This window comes from Pseudanabaena sp. UWO311, from assembly GCF_006937785.1.
Classification (GTDB): domain Bacteria; phylum Cyanobacteriota; class Cyanobacteriia; order Pseudanabaenales; family Pseudanabaenaceae; genus Pseudanabaena.
Window position 1 is genome coordinate 1 of record NZ_SJEE01000007.1, and the last position, 15,850, is coordinate 15,850.

Annotated in this window: 14 protein-coding genes and 1 tRNA gene; 11 read left to right on the forward strand and 4 right to left on the reverse strand. The window is 43.1% G+C overall.

The window, feature by feature from the left end; translation table 11 throughout:
• The 10 genes from PseudUWO311_RS24345 to hisG form a co-directional block, all read left to right on the forward strand.
• On the forward strand, nucleotides 1-189 hold a 189-nt coding region (locus tag PseudUWO311_RS24345; protein WP_223807494.1), incomplete at its 5' end, for a hypothetical protein.
• A 125-nt stretch (nucleotides 190-314) separates the two neighbouring features.
• A complete protein-coding gene (locus tag PseudUWO311_RS07615; protein ID WP_142654606.1) occupies nucleotides 315-1,010 on the forward strand; it encodes an aldehyde oxygenase (deformylating) in 696 nt (231 codons plus the stop codon).
• A 162-nt stretch (nucleotides 1,011-1,172) separates the two neighbouring features.
• Nucleotides 1,173-2,192 carry a long-chain acyl-[acyl-carrier-protein] reductase gene (locus PseudUWO311_RS07620; protein ID WP_142654607.1) on the forward strand — a complete coding sequence of 340 codons (1,020 nt, stop codon included), beginning with the start codon at nucleotides 1,173-1,175 and terminating at the stop codon, nucleotides 2,190-2,192.
• A gap of 518 nt (nucleotides 2,193-2,710) precedes the next feature.
• Nucleotides 2,711-5,392, forward strand: coding sequence for a PAS domain S-box protein (locus PseudUWO311_RS07625; RefSeq protein ID WP_142654608.1), 2,682 nt, complete (start codon nucleotides 2,711-2,713; stop codon nucleotides 5,390-5,392).
• 113 nt (nucleotides 5,393-5,505) lie between these two features.
• A complete protein-coding gene (locus tag PseudUWO311_RS07630) occupies nucleotides 5,506-6,426 on the forward strand; it encodes a type IV pilin-like G/H family protein (protein ID WP_142654609.1) in 921 nt (306 codons plus the stop codon).
• A gap of 187 nt (nucleotides 6,427-6,613) precedes the next feature.
• Nucleotides 6,614-7,504 carry an NAD(P)-dependent oxidoreductase gene (locus PseudUWO311_RS07635; RefSeq protein WP_142654610.1) on the forward strand — a complete coding sequence of 297 codons (891 nt, stop codon included), beginning with the start codon at nucleotides 6,614-6,616 and terminating at the stop codon, nucleotides 7,502-7,504.
• A gap of 227 nt (nucleotides 7,505-7,731) precedes the next feature.
• Nucleotides 7,732-8,901 carry a pyridoxal phosphate-dependent aminotransferase gene (locus tag PseudUWO311_RS07640; protein WP_142654611.1) on the forward strand — a complete coding sequence of 390 codons (1,170 nt, stop codon included), beginning with the start codon at nucleotides 7,732-7,734 and terminating at the stop codon, nucleotides 8,899-8,901.
• A gap of 166 nt (nucleotides 8,902-9,067) precedes the next feature.
• Nucleotides 9,068-9,712 carry an SGNH/GDSL hydrolase family protein gene (locus tag PseudUWO311_RS07645; protein WP_190303431.1) on the forward strand — a complete coding sequence of 215 codons (645 nt, stop codon included), beginning with the start codon at nucleotides 9,068-9,070 and terminating at the stop codon, nucleotides 9,710-9,712.
• A gap of 88 nt (nucleotides 9,713-9,800) precedes the next feature.
• Nucleotides 9,801-10,343: a pyridoxamine 5'-phosphate oxidase family protein gene (locus PseudUWO311_RS07650; RefSeq protein ID WP_142654613.1), complete on the forward strand. Its 543-nt coding sequence runs from the start codon at nucleotides 9,801-9,803 to the stop codon at nucleotides 10,341-10,343.
• A 131-nt stretch (nucleotides 10,344-10,474) separates the two neighbouring features.
• Entirely contained in the window at nucleotides 10,475-11,119 is a 645-nt protein-coding gene (hisG, locus tag PseudUWO311_RS07655) for an ATP phosphoribosyltransferase (RefSeq protein ID WP_142654724.1), read from the forward strand.
• Between the two features lie 95 nt (nucleotides 11,120-11,214).
• Here the strand turns inward: hisG and PseudUWO311_RS07660 are convergent, their stop codons facing one another.
• Nucleotides 11,215-11,502, reverse strand: a complete 288-nt coding sequence (locus PseudUWO311_RS07660; protein ID WP_142654614.1) for a phasin family protein — start codon at nucleotides 11,500-11,502, stop codon at nucleotides 11,215-11,217.
• An 82-nt stretch (nucleotides 11,503-11,584) separates the two neighbouring features.
• Here PseudUWO311_RS07660 and PseudUWO311_RS07665 point away from each other — a divergent pair, with 82 nt between their 5' ends.
• Entirely contained in the window at nucleotides 11,585-12,883 is a 1,299-nt protein-coding gene (locus tag PseudUWO311_RS07665; protein ID WP_142654615.1) for a tetratricopeptide repeat protein, read from the forward strand.
• On the opposite strand, the gene PseudUWO311_RS07670 is transcribed toward PseudUWO311_RS07665, so the two are convergent.
• From PseudUWO311_RS07670 to PseudUWO311_RS07680, 3 genes are all read right to left on the reverse strand, one after another.
• Nucleotides 12,880-13,224 (reverse strand): hypothetical protein, encoded by a 345-nt coding sequence (locus PseudUWO311_RS07670; RefSeq protein WP_142654616.1) that lies wholly within the window; start codon nucleotides 13,222-13,224, stop codon nucleotides 12,880-12,882. The two genes, PseudUWO311_RS07665 and PseudUWO311_RS07670, sit on opposite strands and share 4 nt — an antisense overlap.
• A 54-nt stretch (nucleotides 13,225-13,278) precedes the next feature.
• Nucleotides 13,279-13,350, reverse strand: a tRNA-Thr gene (locus PseudUWO311_RS07675).
• Nucleotides 13,351-13,510: 160 nt separating this feature from the next.
• The gene (locus tag PseudUWO311_RS07680; protein WP_142654617.1) at nucleotides 13,511-15,841 is read right to left on the reverse strand and encodes a secretin N-terminal domain-containing protein; all 2,331 of its coding nucleotides are present in this window, start codon (nucleotides 15,839-15,841) and stop codon (nucleotides 13,511-13,513) included.
• Nucleotides 15,842-15,850: the final 9 nt, after the last annotated feature.

Here is a 15,850-nt window from a genome sequence, read left to right on the forward strand (position 1 = left end):
AAAAACCCCAAAATAATGGGGGGGGGGGAAGCCCGCCGCTATATTCTGGGGTTTTATATTTTGTGTAAGTCCCTTAGGGAACTCAAAGGAAAAAATGATCCATATAAAACCAAAAAAAATAGAGGCGGGCGCAGCTCGCCTCTATTTTTTTTGAGATCGATTATTTTATGTAAGTCCTTTAAAACTTAGATAACGTATGTCTGAGCGAAGCTTCACCATAGCTTTCTGGGTTTTAATTTTATTGCATAGTCCACTTAGCATAAAATAGCAAGAGATTAACTTTTATTGAGCAGGGATATTTAAAGAGGCAAAACATGGGGCAAACACTCGAAGCTGTAGCGATTGACTATTACACAGAAAACTATCGCGATGCCTACAGTCGAATCAATGCGATCGTCATTGAAGGTGAAGCTGAGGCGTACAGCAACTATCTCCAACTAGCGGAGCTACTGCCCGAATCTACTGAAGATTTTACCAGACTTGCGAAGATGGAGGATCGCCACAAAAAAGGCTTTATTGCCTGTGGTAAGAACCTTAAGGTCACACCTGACATGGATTTTGCCGAGAAATTCTTTGCTGAACTGCATGGCAATTTTCAAAAAGCATTTGCAACAGGGGATATTGTCACTTGTCTGTTGATTCAATCACTCATTATTGAGTGCTTTGCGATCGCTGCTTACAACATCTACATTCCCGTTGCTGATCCTTTTGCACGCAAGATCACTGAAGGCGTGGTTAAAGACGAATACTTGCATCTTAACTTTGGTGAAGAATGGTTGCATAATCATTTTGACGACTCCAAGGCAACCCTAGAGCAAGCAAATCGTCAAAACTTGCCTATCGTCTGGAAAATGCTCAACCAAGTCGAAGCCGATGCCAAAGTTCTTGGCATGGAAAAAGAAGCTTTGGTTGAAGACTTCATGATTCAATATGGCGAAAGTCTAGGCAAAATCGGCTTTAATACTCGCGACATCATGAGAATGTCGGCAATGGGTTTGGTAGCTGCTTAGTAGCAATTAGCTGTTAGCTGTTAGCGTTTAGCTAATTGCCAACAGCTAATCATCTTTACAATCCTCAAAAAAGAAATAATTATTTCTAAAAATTCTAAATAAAAAAGCTAATAGCTAACCGCTAATAGCTAATTGCTAATAAAAAACTGGTAACTGCAATCGATGTTTGGTCTTATAGGGCATTTGACAAGTCTTGAACACGCTCAGTCTGTAGCAAGGGAATTAGGCTATCCCGAATACGCCGATCAAGGTTTGGAATTTTGGTGTAGCGCCCCGCCCCAAATCGTCGATCGCATCAAAGTTACGAGTGCCACAGGTCAGCAGATCGAAGGGCTATATGTAGAATCTTGTTTTTTACCTGAAATGTTAGCGGGGAGTAAAATTAAAACCGCCATTCGCAAGATCCTCAACGCGATGGCGCTTGCGCAAAAAAATGATGTGGATATTACGGCTTTAGGTGGATTTTCTTCGATTATTTTTGAGAATTTTAATCTCAGTCAGATGTCGAGCGTGCGAAATATTCAACTAGAATTTGATCGCTTTACCACGGGCAACACCCACACCGCTTACATCATTTGTCGTCAGATCGAAGAGGCAAGTCGTAAGTTTGGTATTGATCTGGCTAAAGCCACGGTGACTGTTTGCGGTGCAACTGGTGACATTGGTAGCGCTGTATGTCGTTGGCTAGATACACGTACCAACATCAAAGAATTATTGCTAGTTGCGCGGAATCAGGAACGCTTACAAGAATTGCAAGCCCAACTTGGACGCGGTAAGGTAATGGATATGGAGGCTGCTCTGCCGCAATCGGACATTATCGTGTGGGTGGCGAGTATGGCGAAGGGCATGGCGATCGACCCAGCCACTCTTAAGCGTCCTTGCATTCTCATCGATGGTGGCTATCCGAAGAATATGTCTACTCTTGTTCAAGAAGATGGAATTCATGTGATTGATGGCGGTATCGTTGAGCATAGTCTTGATATTGACTGGAAGATTATGAAGATCGTGAATATGACTGCTCCTGCGCGTCAGCTTTTTGCTTGTTTTGCGGAGGCGATGCTTTTAGAGTTTGAGGGTTGGCATACTAGTTTCTCTTGGGGACGCAATCAAATCAGTATGGAGAATATGGACAAGATTGGTGAAGTCTCGATCAAACATGGATTTAGACCGCTAATCCAATAAAACTACCTTGTATGCACAAGGCTAACTGTCTACGTTTCGATGTATCGAAGCCCCCTAAATCCCCCAATTCTTGGGGGGCTTTGAAAGAATTTTATTTTCTTGTTCCCCCAGAATTGGGGGCTAGGGGGCGATTAATTCTTGACTGATCTGGGTTTTATTACTTGTGTGTACAAGGTAGAGTAATAAAAGTGGGATTGAGGGGAATCTAGACAATTCTTAAATGGTTTCTTAAATAGATTGGTTATATAGCCTTAGACACTTTTATCAAGACAAATCAAAACCCAAATAGTGAGAGGCGGCGCGAAGCGCCGCCTCTCACTATTTGGGTTTTATGTCCTAACACGAATGGCGACAGCTATAGCTATAACAATTTATGAAAGTGTAGCTATGATCATGTGAATCGTTATAAAATGTTTATAACAATCAAATTTCCTTGATGTGAATAACTCTAAGATAGTTTAGTTTGTATTTGAATTTCAAATTCTTGGTTGGAGGAGAAGCAATTCTCATGAATACTCTTGAACACAACTAAACCCAAACTATCTGAACTTGAGTCAGCGATTGTTCGCTACCCTTTAGTAGTTAATCCTCATACAAATGTTATTGACGCGATCGCACTAATGGCTATTGGGCGATCGCAACTAGATACTGACCATAATAGTGACAATCAGCAAGCATTTCAGCAAGAGGTAAGGTCGAGCTGTGTCTTAGTGGTTGAGGATGATCAGGTGATCGGGATATTGACTGAGCGGGATGTGGTACGCCTGAGCGCTCTGCAACAAGACCTTGATCTCTTAGTGATGCAAGAGGTGATGAATCCCGAAATTGTTGAGATCAATCTAGAGACATTGATCAGCAACGTGCAAGAGATTTTAAATCAGCGATCGATTCATGAGTTAGTAGTACTTGGCAATCAGGATGAATTATTGGGAATTGTCACCCAAACTAGTTTTTTCAAAGCCTTAAGTCTGCTAGAAATGTCTAATTTGGCAGAGATAGAAGAAGCAAAAGCTTTGATCTCAAGTCAGCAAATAGAGCTAAAAAAACGCAATTCTCTATTAGAGGCTACCAATGAAGAATTGCTCTGTACGGTGGAGGAGCTAAGTGGTACTTCGGAAGAATTGGTTAGTCAGTATCAACAACTCAGATATGAACGGTTTCGCTACCAAAATTTATTTCAGATTGCTCCTGATGGTTATCTTGTGACAGATGCATCGGGAAAGATACTAGAGGCAAATCAATTTGTCGTAGATTTGCTGGCGATTAGTTGTGATTTTATTGTAGGGAAGCCATTCATTGTCTTTGTTGCCCCAGATCAAAGAGAGCTTTTCTATAATAAATTCAATCATGTGTGCCTCCACAACAATGCGAATTCGGCTAGCACCTCTTGGGAGATGACGCTGACCCCCCGTGAGGGAACCCCTTTTCCTGCTGAACTTACCGTAACTAAAAATATTGATCCTGAGACAAATGGGATTCAACTTTGTTGGATTATTCGCGATATAAGCGATCGCAAGCGAGTTGAACAAGAACTAAAACAACTCACTCAATTCCTAGAAGCTAAAGTCGAAGAAAGAAACCAAGAGCTTTGGCAAGTCACTTATTTACAACGAGCCATCCTTAATGCTACTGATTACGCAATTATTTCGACTGATTTAAATGGCATCATTCAGACTTTTAATGCTGGTGCTGAAAAAATGTTGGGCTATAGCGCTGCTGAAGTAATTGGTAAAGTCACACCAGCAATTCTGCATGAACCTCAGGAGTCAATTGATAAGGCAGTATCACTCTCAGTTGAACTGGGTTTTGATATTTCTGCCTCTGAGGTCTGCTTCGCCAAGGCGCGTCTGGGACTCACCTATGAAGATGAATGGACTTATATCCGCAAAGATGGCTCTCGATTTCCTGTGTGGGTATCTGTTACAGCCCTAAAGGATTTCAATCAGCAAATTGTGGGATTTTTAGGTGTCTCGCAAAATATTAGCGATCGCAAACTCAGTGAAGCACAATTGCTAATCGCTAATCAAGAACTGTTGCAAGCAACTCGTCTCAAAGATGAATTCCTTGCCAACATGAGCCATGAACTCCGCACTCCACTCAATGCCATTCTCGGTATGACCGAAGGCTTAATGGAAGAAGTCTTTGGAGTTCTCAATCAACAACAGAAGAATAGCTTGCAGATAGTCGAAAAGAGTGGCAATCATTTGCTGGAGCTAATTAATGACATTCTCAATCTCGCCAAAATTGAAGCTGGTCAATTAACCTTAGACTGCGCAGTTGCTAGCGTTAATCAAATTTGTCAGGCTAGCGTCATGTTTGTCAGAAATCAAGCCATGAAAAAGCAGATCAAACTGGAAATGCATGTGCCTTCAGATATACCCTATATAGAAGTAGATGAGCGTCGCATTCGTCAAGTCCTAATTAATCTGCTCAATAATGCTGTGAAATTTACGCCAGAGGGCGGCAGCATTACCCTAGAAGTAACACTAGAGAGCATGATTGATGTTCTCAAAGACAGCATATCTACACAATGGGTAAAGTTTGCTGTCATCGATACAGGCATCGGCATCGACCGCCAAGACCTAAAGAAACTATTTCAACCCTTTATCCAAATAGATAGCGCCCTCAATCGTCAATACGATGGTACAGGCTTAGGTTTAGCCTTAGTCAAACGCATTGTCGAACTCCATAATGGACGAGTTAGCGTCACTAGTGAAGTGGGTGTAGGCAGTCGCTTTGAGATCGCACTTCCCTGCATAGAAATAACATCTCAAATCCCGCAGGAAGTGCCCACCCCATCCTCTTCAGCTTCCATTGAACATGTTGGCAGTACTAGCGAATCACCCCTGATCCTGTTAGCCGAAGACAACGAAGCTAATATCATGACCATTGTCAGTTATCTTGAGGTGAAGGGCTTTCGGATTGCCGTCGCTAACGATGGACAGGAAGCGATCGCACTGGTGCGATCGAAAAATCCAGACTTAGTACTAATGGATATCCAAATGCCGAAGATGGATGGACTAGAAGCAATAGAATGGATTCGCAACAATCATTCTACCGATTTACCGATAATTGCTCTTACGGCTTTGGCAATGACAGGCGATCGCGAAAAATGTTTGGCAGCAGGAGCTAATGATTATTTGAGTAAACCGATTAAGCTAAAGCAACTCGAAGCTGTCATTCAACAGTTCTTAGAATAATTTTTGTAGAAGTGTTGCTTTTTAACACTTCTACAAAAATTAGAGCGTGTATGAGTGCAAGGCGCTATGATATTGTTTTTTTTGCCGCCAGATATTGATTAACGGTTAACAAGATGATGTTTAAACTAACTCAACTAAGTTCCATTACTAAAGTTTTTGCTTCCATTGCGATCGCGATCGCAATGAATGTTGCATATGCTCCAATTTCTAACCATCTCAGATCTGATGCGATCGCCGCCGAAAATCCTCCTGTTTCTGCGGAAACAAAACAGTTGATTGATCGCTTAACTGGTCAATGGCAAATAGCATCCCCTTTCAACACCAATGATATATTTACCTTTATCTTCTCTGCTGATGGCAAACTATATATAGTCATCCCAAGCCAAAAGACAGCATATGCATTGGAATATCAAGTTAATACGGCTGATGGACAGACATACTTAGATGTTTTGCAGGGTGGTTTTGCTTCCAGAACAACCGTTGGTTTTAGTCAAAAAGGTCAGCTAATTTTGCAGCAGTTAGTCATCCCAGCCGCGTTCCAGTCTTCTGGCAATCTTCTTGGAGGCTTTCTTTTAACTAATGCTCTATTTCTCAATCGCATTTCTAACGATACTAATTTGCCAAAAGACGTTGAGGTTACTACTCCTCAATCTGGCGCAATTCCAGCTAGACAGAGCGAAGCGAAAACTTATATTGGTTCTATGAATCGTGCGCAGCAAGCTTTCTTTCTGGAAAAAAATTACTTTGCAGGTAACCTTGCAGTACTAGCAATTGGCATCCCATCTGAAACTGAAAACTACAAGTATCAAGTGATGGTTTTAGATAGTACTAAGGCTGTTCAGAATATTGCGATCGCTAAGGGTGAAGAATTGAAGTCATATACAGGATTGGTATATCTTGCCAAAATGCCTGACTCTCAGGAACCATACACACTCACCCTAATCTGTGAGAGCCTGAAGCCTACTCCTCAGATGCCTCCCAAATTTATCATTCAACCTGAACCAGAATGTCCATCTGGATATATACCAATATAAGGTTTGCTTAGGACATAAAACCCAAATAAGTGAAGGCGGCACGAAGTGCCGCCTTCACTTATTTGGGTTTTGAATCGCCACAAGACAAAAGGTAGTGCATTGCACTACCTTTTGTCTTGCGAACCAGAATCAGGGCGATCGCTATAGTAAATTTATTAAGCTGATAAAGTTTTGATAAATTGCAAATATGACTCAAAAGATTGCATTTCTTGGTTTGGGCGTAATGGGTGGGGCAATGGCTGCCAACTTAGTCAAACGTGGATATTCAGTACTAGGTTGGAATCGCACTAAAGATCGCCCCACGATCGCTACATTTACGAGTGTAGGCGGCACATTAGCTGACTCCTTAGAAGATGCAGTCAAAGAAGCAGATGTAGTGTTCTCCTGTCTAGGTGATGTCCCAGATGTCACGGAAGTACTCATCGGAGATCATGGGGCTATGCACTTTGCCAGAGCCAATTCCCTATTTATTGATACCAGCACCATCGGCAGTGATGCTGCTAAGAACCTTGGGAATGCGTTAATGCATGACGGGTTACGATTCTTGGATGCGCCAGTTTCGGGTGGCGATGTGGGTGCACGTAATGGCACATTAACATTTATGGTTGGTGGCAATCCCGAAGATTTACAGGAGTGTTTATACCTGTTTGAGGCGATGGGTAGCAATATTAAACATTGCGGCGCGATCGGTAGCGGTCAAGCGGTCAAGCTCTGCAATCAAACTCTAGTGTCAGTCTATATGCTGGCTCTTTGCGAAACCATGCAATTTGCTGAAAAAATGGGCATTGATCCGCGATTAATCGTCGATGTTTGTGGCAGTGGGGCAGCAGGGTCTTGGGCTTTAACAAATCTTGGTATGAAAGTTGCGACTGGGGATTATCAGCCAGGATTTGCAATTAAACATATGCTCAAGGACTTAAGGCTTGTACAAGAAATTAGCGATCGCCAAGATTTAGATTTTCCTGTAGATCTACCTGCGATCGCCCTAGCTATGCAAAATTTCCAAAAAGTGAGTCAACTCGATGACGGGCAAGGGGCAGAACAAGGCACGCAGGCGATGATCCGTGCTTATCAATAATCAGTCTGAATCACGGATTTGACGGATTATAAGATTTCGCGGATTTTGATGATGCTGTGCCAAGAAAAAATCTGTGTCATCCTTTAATCCTCGTAATCCGTGATTCAGACTGATGGGATTTTTGGGTTTAAATCGTAAATTGTTAAAAATCTATCAAACTCTAGCAAGTATGCTTTGATACAATGCGATGCTAATCCCATAAAGATGCCTCCGCTCCTCCAGAAAAAATGCAACTGGCAAAAAGACTTCGTAATATTCAGCCTTCCTTAACTCTAGCGATCGACGCAAAAGCTAAGGCGATGAAGGCTAGTGGAATTGATATTTGTAGCTTTAGTGCTGGCGAACCAGACTTTGATACACCCGACCATATCAAAGCTGCTGCCAAACTCGCCCTCGATCTAGGTAAGACTCGCTATACTGCCGCCGCAGGTATCCCTGAGCTGAAACAAGCAATCGCTGCTAAGCTCCTGCGTGACAATAACGTAACCTACAAGCCCGAACAAATCATCGTCACTAATGGTGGTAAGCACTCGCTGTATAACCTGATGATGGCGATCCTTGACGAGGGGGATGAAGTAATTATTCCTGCGCCGTTTTGGGTGAGCTACCCTGAAATGGCAAAGCTTGCTGAGGCGACACCAGTATTTGTGATTACAACTGAAGAAACTTGCTACAAAATCACTCCTGAGCAATTAGAAGCTGCCATCACACCCAAAACCAAGCTATTTGTTCTCAATTCGCCTTCTAATCCCACAGGCATGGTGTACTCACCTACGGAAATCAAAGCTCTGGCTGAAGTACTAGATCGACATCCCCATGTTTACATCGTCTCCGACGAGATTTACGAAAAGATTCTTTACGATGGGGCAACTCATCTCAGTATCGCGGCGGTGAGTCAGTCGATGTATGATCGCACTTTAATCAGTAGCGGTTTTGCTAAGGCTTATTCGATGACTGGTTGGCGAGTTGGCTATTTGGCTGGAGCAGCTGAGATTATCAAAGCGACTACAATGATCCAAGGACATAGCACCTCAAATATTTGTACCTTTGCTCAGTATGGTGCGGTTACAGCGCTTAATGATTCTCAAGACTGCGTCGAAGTGATGCGCAAAGCTTTTGCAGAACGTCGCGATGTTATGTATGACTTATTAACTTCTATTTCTGGACTTACCTGTCCTAAGCCTGATGGAGCCTTCTATCTCTTCCCTAGCATCAAAGCTTTTGGTCTTCCTTCTCTAGAATTTTGCGACAAATTACTAGAGGAGCAGAAAGTTGCTGTAATTCCAGGGATTGCTTTTGGTCTAGATAATTGTATTCGTCTTTCCTATGCTACGGATTTAGGAACGATTCGCGAAGGGTGCGATCGCATTCGTCAATTTGTCGAGAAACATTTCTAATTTCTTAAATGAACAGAAAAGGCGGCGCATTGCGCCGCCTTTTCTATTGGTTTCCTTAATTATGAACAAAATCTACTTTGCTATAGCAGCAGCTATTGTTATTTTGATCTGTGGATATTTGGGGCTAAATTTTTGGCTACTGGAGAATCGCTCCCCAAAAAATAGCATGACTGAATCCCTAGGTTTAGATCCATACGAATTGAGCACTTATCCTACCAATCCTGATCTATCAAAACGTGATTTAAACAAACCTTTAGTTGTATTTTTTGGGGATTCCCGCGCCGTGGCTTGGCCCGCGATCGCTAATATTCCCTTTGAATTTATCAATCGTGGCATCAATGGACAAACTACTGATCAAGTATTAGGAAGACTATCTGCTCATGTTGCGTCGCTATCACCCCAAATCGTCGTTGTCCAAGTCGGAGTAAACGATCTGAGAGATTTTGCCGCATTTCCCAATCAATCGCAGAATATAGTCAATAAGTGCAAACAAAATATTCAAAAAATTGTTGATCGATTAACCCAAGAACTAAAAGCAACGGTTATTCTCACGACGATTTTCCCGACTAGTGAGTTATCTCCATCAATACGAGCTTATTGGCCAGAAGAAGCCGATCGCGCAATTATTGAGATTAATCAATTTATCAAATCACTCAAGAGCGATCGGGTTATTATTCTAGACGCAGCAACACTTTTGGCAGATGAGCGCGGCAAAGTTCGCCAAATCTATAGCCGCGATATTCTGCATCTCAATAGCCAAGGCTATACTATGCTTAACGATGAGTTATTGAAAATACTCACGAATAAGTAAACCCATAGGGTTGCGCCCCACAGGGGCGCAACCCTATGGGTTTATCTAGTTAGAAATATTACGTCACGAAGATTGGACAGTTAAACGGATGGCTAAATTTTACGATCTCCTGACGACCGAATTACAGAACTTCATTGAAGCTCAGCATATTTTCTTCGTGGCAAGCGCTCCTAATGATGGACGTGTGAACTTGTCGCCAAAAGGAATGGATGCTTTGCGAGTAGTCAACGAATCCGAAATTGCCTATCTCGATCTCACAGGGAGTGGCAATGAAACTGCTGCTCATTTACTGGAAAATGGTAGAGTCACGATCATGCTCTGTAGCTTCACAGAGAAGCCTTTAATCCTGCGTCTCTATGGTCAAGGCGAACCAATCCGCCCTAGAGATGCGGCATGGCAAGAATATCTATCGCTATTTCCTGCGATCGCAGGTACTCGCCAAATCGTGCGGGTCAAAGTCGAATCTGTACAAACATCCTGCGGCTTTGCAGTTCCCTTTTATGAATTTTCAGGCGATCGTCAAATATTAAAAGAATGGGCTGAGAAAAAAGGCGAAGAGGGTGTCTATGAATATTGGGAAAAAAACAATCAGCAAAGCATTGATGGCTTGCCAACTAGACTCTTAGAATAAGCAAAGATTATTGAGTGTTATAGCAGACTCAGCATCGCAAAAAAACAAATAGAGTTGCGACGCGAAGCGTCTCAACTCTATTTGGGGGTTATAGCTATAGAATGGACTATGACAAACGCTCTAACCATTCCATGTTCACCTTCGCACTGCCCAAGGGCTCACTGTTAAAAGACTCGATCCGCTTGCTTCAAGGAGTCGGACTCGACTTTAGCGCATTTCTCGATGCATCGAACCGCCAACTCCAAATCACCGATCCCACAGGAACTGCCAAGGCTCTGCTAGTAAGAGCACAAGATGTGCCTGTATATGTGGAATATGGACAGGCTCAAGCTGGCATTGTCGGAGAAGATGTATTGCGTGAAAAGACTCCTAAAGTAGCAAAGTTGCTTGATTTGGGCTTTGGTGGCTGTCGGATGTCGATCGCAGTTTCAGGAGAGAGTCGCTACCGATCGCCACTCGACCTGCCGCCCCATAGCCGTGTCGCCTCAAAATATGTCGGTTGCGCCCAAGCCTACTTTGACAGCATCGATCTACCCGTCGAGATTATTCCTCTCTATGGTTCAGTTGAGCTTGGGCCCATTACAGGCATGGCAGAAGCGATCGTGGACTTAGTTTCCACAGGCAAGACCCTTAAAGATAATGGGTTAATTGAAATTGAAGTTTTATATCAAAGCACAGCCCGATTCATTGGACATCCGCTAAGTTATCGCCTACATAGCGATCGATTTGGTAAGTTGATGAGCCAGATGCAGACCCTGCACTCAAGTGCGGTCTAAAAGCTCAAACCCGTTGAAACGGGTTGCGGAGAAATGCTTTTTAGTCCACTTCAGTGGACTTGAGCTTTTAGCCAAGAACTTGAGTTCTTGGCTTATTAATCAGTTAATTTTTCCCATGCCGATCGCGCTGCTTTTTGGACGCGATTTAAGGTTTTGGAGACTTTTTTTTCTAGCTTTTTCTCGACATTTTCTAAAGCCTCGTTAACCGACTCAACTGCCCAGCTATCAAATTCTTCAAGGCGATCGCGCACTGTGCCAACCTGCTTATCGACGTTTTTATGGGCTTTTTTTAAATTTTTTTCGTACTGCTGTTGAGCTACGTCAGCAACAGTATGCAGCGTTTTTTCGATCTGATGCTTGATATCTTTCGACTTTTTGGACATCGCGATAACTCCTTAGTAATGCACTGCAAAAGTATGAGTTTCATTTATCATAATCGCTATAGCTGGGATAGCAAGTAGAGCCATGATACAAGATTTTAAAGAAGATTTCTATCAGCAGGGTTTAGCAAAGTCAAAGGCTGGCGATCGCTATGGTGCTGTACAAGCATTTAGTTGTGCGATCGCAGCCAATGATCAACTGGCTGAAGCCTATTATCAGCGTGGCTTAGTCCTATTTGATTTGAGCGATAGCCAAGGAGCGATCGCCGACTATGACCAAGCTCTTAGCCTGAAACCTGATGCGATCGATGTTTATATTTCTCGAAGCATCACGCGCATTGCGCTTGCCAATATCGAAAGCGCACAAGCTGACATTGCTCAAGCGCTAGTAATTAATCCCAAATCCGCGATCGCTCACCAATTATTAGGCTTGACCTATAAACAACAAAATCAAATCGAAAAGGCGATCGCTACCTATAAAAAAGCAGCAAGCCTATTTTTAGAACTAAAAGATGAAGATAATTGCCGCCGTTGCATCGAAAGCTATAAACCTATGGAGGCAATGCTGCCCCCATCTACGGCAGATATTTTTGCTAATGTGCAGCAAAGAATCGATAAAGGCGACTATACCAATGCCTTGATCGATCTCAATTGGATGCTGCAAATCGATCCGAAAAATGTGAAAGCTTTTTGTCTGCGAGGTTTAACGCTAGGTAAACTCGGCGATCCTGAAGCCGCAATCAAAGATCTCAACCAAGCAACTTTTCTTGAGCCGCAAAATATTGAAGTGCGCATCAGTCGTGGTCGCATCCGTCTTGAAATCGGTGATGCTCAAGGAGCGATCACGGATTTTAATGAATTACTGCGCGAATATCCCAGCATGGCGGAAATTTACAGTGATCGCGCTAAAGCTCATCTAAAGCTCAAGGACTATCGCACAGCAATCGAAGACTTTTCTCGCTCGCTATCTCTTAATAACAAAAGTCCTCAACTATATTGCGATCGCGCTGAGGCAAGGTATGAATTTGGCGACCTCAAAGGTGCGATCGATGATTACCAACAAGCAGCGAATATTTGGTTTAATCAGTCGAACATGGATCGGTATCGCTATGCTCTAGATCGGGTTAATCTCTGGCAATCAGAACTCGAAAAACAATCTAAAGAAAAAAAGCGGCAGCAAGCCAATGCAGCAGCTACAGTAGATTTGATGCAGATGCCCAGTTTAGAATTGCAACAACGATTGCTTGCTTTAGTCGGTGGCAATATGGCGATCGCCCAGCGCCTGATCGATATTGCGAAACAAGATCATCCGAATATGCCCGAAGTTTGGTATTGGCAGAAAGTTATCTTTGATCTTGAAAGCGATCAAAGACCCAGAAATTAAGCCTGTTTTCTGTTAACCATTTCAATCATTAATCGAATATTTTCGGCTTGAACTTTGGCTGTATCAGCTTGAGCTTTGGCTGCCTCTGCTTGAATTTGCGCGGCGATCGCTTGCTGTTTTGCCAATTCTTTAAGTTCTACCAGTTCACTATGAAGTGTTTCTCGTTGCTCTCTTGCCTCTTCACCAATGCTGTTTATCTCGGCTTTGATGTTTGGCAATTCAAGATATAGAGGCTCTATGAGTCTGCTAATCTGTTCGCCTTGCTGATCAATCTTGTCAGCGATCCGATCTACTTTGTCCGCAAATCTGTCTAATCGTTCATCTGTCCATCTTTCAGCCATCTGTTGAGATCCTTAATGATGCGACCATTTTAGTTACTAGATGATCTTTGATAAAGCCCTCAACGGGATTTGAACCCGTGACCTTTCCCTTACCAAGGGAATGCTCTACCCCTGAGCCATGAGGGCGTTTTTTAACGCTTTGTAATTATGACACAGTGACGCACATTTGTTTCAAGCTCAGAAAAAATATTTTTAGGCGGCGATCGCCACACCATAAAAAACAGCCTTAGAAATATTTCCAAGGCTGTAAAAAAGGGAGTGTAAATGAAGAAGGAAAACTCAAATCTTACTGAGTCTTGCGTTGGTTGCTATCGAGAACTTTCTGGACTTCGGGCCCTGGCTGATAGGTGTAACCCCAATTAGCATCCTGACTGTCATCAATAATGCGGGGAGTGACAACAATAATCACTTCACTACGACTATTGGTTGTGACGGTTCTTCTAAATAAAGCTCCAATAATTGGGATATCGCCAAGAAGAGGAACTTTCTGTACTGATTCAGAATCAGAATCGCGAATAACCCCTGACAGAACTAGTGTTTGAGCATCACGTAAGCGAATTCTGCCAGAATTCAAGACTCTCTCAGATATTGGTACAACAAAATTGGTTCCAGCAGAGGAAGTCAGCGGCACAGCATTTAAAGGGGTGGATATTCTTGGTGACACCGACAGATTGATAAATCCATTGTCATCAATTCTCTCGATTTGAATAGCAAGAGTTAAGCCAACCTGAGCAAAAGTTGCAGTAGTTGTCGTAGTTGCGGCAGTTCCAGGTGTAGTAGCAGCAGTAATCGTAGAAGTAATGTTGTTAATAACCTGATCTGTCAAGGCGATAGTCGCTGTCTCACCTTCTTGAACTGTTAGATTAGGATCGGTGATTACCTTAGCACTTCCGTTTCTAATTGATGCTGTAAGCGAAGCAATGAATGATGTTGGTAGTGTTATTGGATTATTACTGGTGAGAGAAATCCCCAAGGTATTAGTACTGTCAACGCTAAGACCTTGCGTAATAGTTGGGTTTCCACCAGTTGTCGTAAATCCACCTGAAAGAGTTTGACCATTGCTGATAGCAACTTCTAGAACTCTCACGTTAACCATAACTTGACGTTTACGCAGATCGAGTCTTGCAAGTTGCGCTTCAGCATACTCTACTTGTCTAGGCGATCCAACCAAAGTAATTGAATTAGAACGCTCTTCTGCAATTACCTGTAAACCTTTTAGCAATGGAGTTGCACCAGACTCAGGGGTGATAGTTACAGTTTCTAAAGTTGGTACAGCTTCAGTTGCGACGTTTATGATCGCCTGAGAAGCAGTTCCAATCTGGGCAGTCTGTACACCTGGAATTGGACGCTGACGGTTAACCACACGAGAAGCGCCTAAACCAATTAAATATGAAGAAGCTTCACCGACAGTAATTTGATTGAGACGGTAACTCTTAGAGATCATATTTTTCAGAGTTACTGGCAACTTCGTTGCCACAAAGATAGTCTGACCAATACGATTTGCTTCTAATCCAGAAATTCTCAAAACATTATTGAAGACATCCTGAGCAGTTTCATTCTCAATCGAGAGACTGACTGGCTGCTTTAATCCCGTAGCAGCAGCAGTTGTTGTTGTCGGAGCAGCAGCAGCAGTACCAGTAGTAGATGGAGCTTCGGCGGAGACAACACTCAAACCAGCCACACGACCGATCAGAGTCAAAACCTCGATCGCAGGTGCATCACGCAAAGTGATTCTTGGTACACGTTCAGCAGTACCAAGCTCGATAATGTCAGGACGAAGCTTGGAAGAAGTTGTGGCAATATCGCCAACAGGAGGAGTTTTAATTTGGCGGAACGGAGGGACGACACCAGGAACACGACCTGGCAACTGTGGGGTGACTGGATTCGCAACAGGTGGCATCACAGTATTTGGGGTTGTGTTTTGCGCTACGCGAGTTTTCCCGTCAGGATTAGTAATCGTTACCTTTGGCTCAAACAATGGTTTGCCAATAGAAGAGCTAGTAGTATTTTGAGCTACTAAAACCTGCTTAGGATCAGCCGAAGTTTGACTATTTACAACTCCAGCTTCAGGTGCATTAGATGTAGAGAGACTACTAGCTTGAGTGGTGGAAGGTTGCATCTCTAGGCTAAATACTAGACTGTCACCAGTATCTTGGCGCTTGATTAAATCCTTCAACATCTCTGGATCGGTAGCAGTTACTCGAATACGAACTTTATTCGCTGCGTATTGAGTCGCCTCGATCGCAGTGATACCTGGTGCAGGATTAGCTTTGGCATAGCTAGCATTCCCATTGACTAGTTGCAACTGTGCGCCATTCAATACCGCTACCCATGCCTTTCCTTGCTTGGTATAGGTAACTTGAGGTCGATCGCTACTAGCAAAATTCAAAGTCAGATTCAAGCGATCGCCTGCTACAGCAGTATTGATGTCAGTAATCCGACTCGCCACGGAAACCACATCAGTCTGATTTGCAGAGATTGGGCTTTGAGTTGCATTCTGAGCTTGTAGCGGTGCGATCGCTAAAACCTGTGGGCAACTCGCCGCAATTAGAAACCAGCAAGCCAGAGACTTACCATTCCAATTCCCATTCAACCTATCATTCAACTTAGCATTCATAATTACACT

Excerpts from the sequence above, each read along its gene's own strand:
- PseudUWO311_RS07615 (WP_142654606.1), top strand. The coding sequence starts at position 315 with ATGGGGCAAACACTCGAAGCTGTAGCGATTGACTATTACACAGAAAAC.
- PseudUWO311_RS07620 (WP_142654607.1), top strand. The coding sequence starts at position 1,173 with ATGTTTGGTCTTATAGGGCATTTGACAAGTCTTGAACACGCTCAGTCT.
- PseudUWO311_RS07630 (WP_142654609.1), top strand. The coding sequence starts at position 5,506 with ATGATGTTTAAACTAACTCAACTAAGTTCCATTACTAAAGTTTTTGCT.
- PseudUWO311_RS07635 (WP_142654610.1), top strand. The coding sequence starts at position 6,614 with ATGACTCAAAAGATTGCATTTCTTGGTTTGGGCGTAATGGGTGGGGCA.
- PseudUWO311_RS07640 (WP_142654611.1), top strand. The coding sequence starts at position 7,732 with ATGCAACTGGCAAAAAGACTTCGTAATATTCAGCCTTCCTTAACTCTA.
- PseudUWO311_RS07645 (WP_190303431.1), top strand. The coding sequence starts at position 9,068 with ATGACTGAATCCCTAGGTTTAGATCCATACGAATTGAGCACTTATCCT.
- PseudUWO311_RS07650 (WP_142654613.1), top strand. The coding sequence starts at position 9,801 with ATGGCTAAATTTTACGATCTCCTGACGACCGAATTACAGAACTTCATT.
- hisG (WP_142654724.1), top strand. The coding sequence starts at position 10,475 with ATGTTCACCTTCGCACTGCCCAAGGGCTCACTGTTAAAAGACTCGATC.
- PseudUWO311_RS07660 (WP_142654614.1), bottom strand. The coding sequence starts at position 11,502 with ATGTCCAAAAAGTCGAAAGATATCAAGCATCAGATCGAAAAAACGCTG.
- PseudUWO311_RS07665 (WP_142654615.1), top strand. The coding sequence starts at position 11,585 with ATGATACAAGATTTTAAAGAAGATTTCTATCAGCAGGGTTTAGCAAAG.
- PseudUWO311_RS07670 (WP_142654616.1), bottom strand. The coding sequence starts at position 13,224 with ATGGCTGAAAGATGGACAGATGAACGATTAGACAGATTTGCGGACAAA.
- PseudUWO311_RS07680 (WP_142654617.1), bottom strand. The coding sequence starts at position 15,841 with ATGAATGCTAAGTTGAATGATAGGTTGAATGGGAATTGGAATGGTAAG.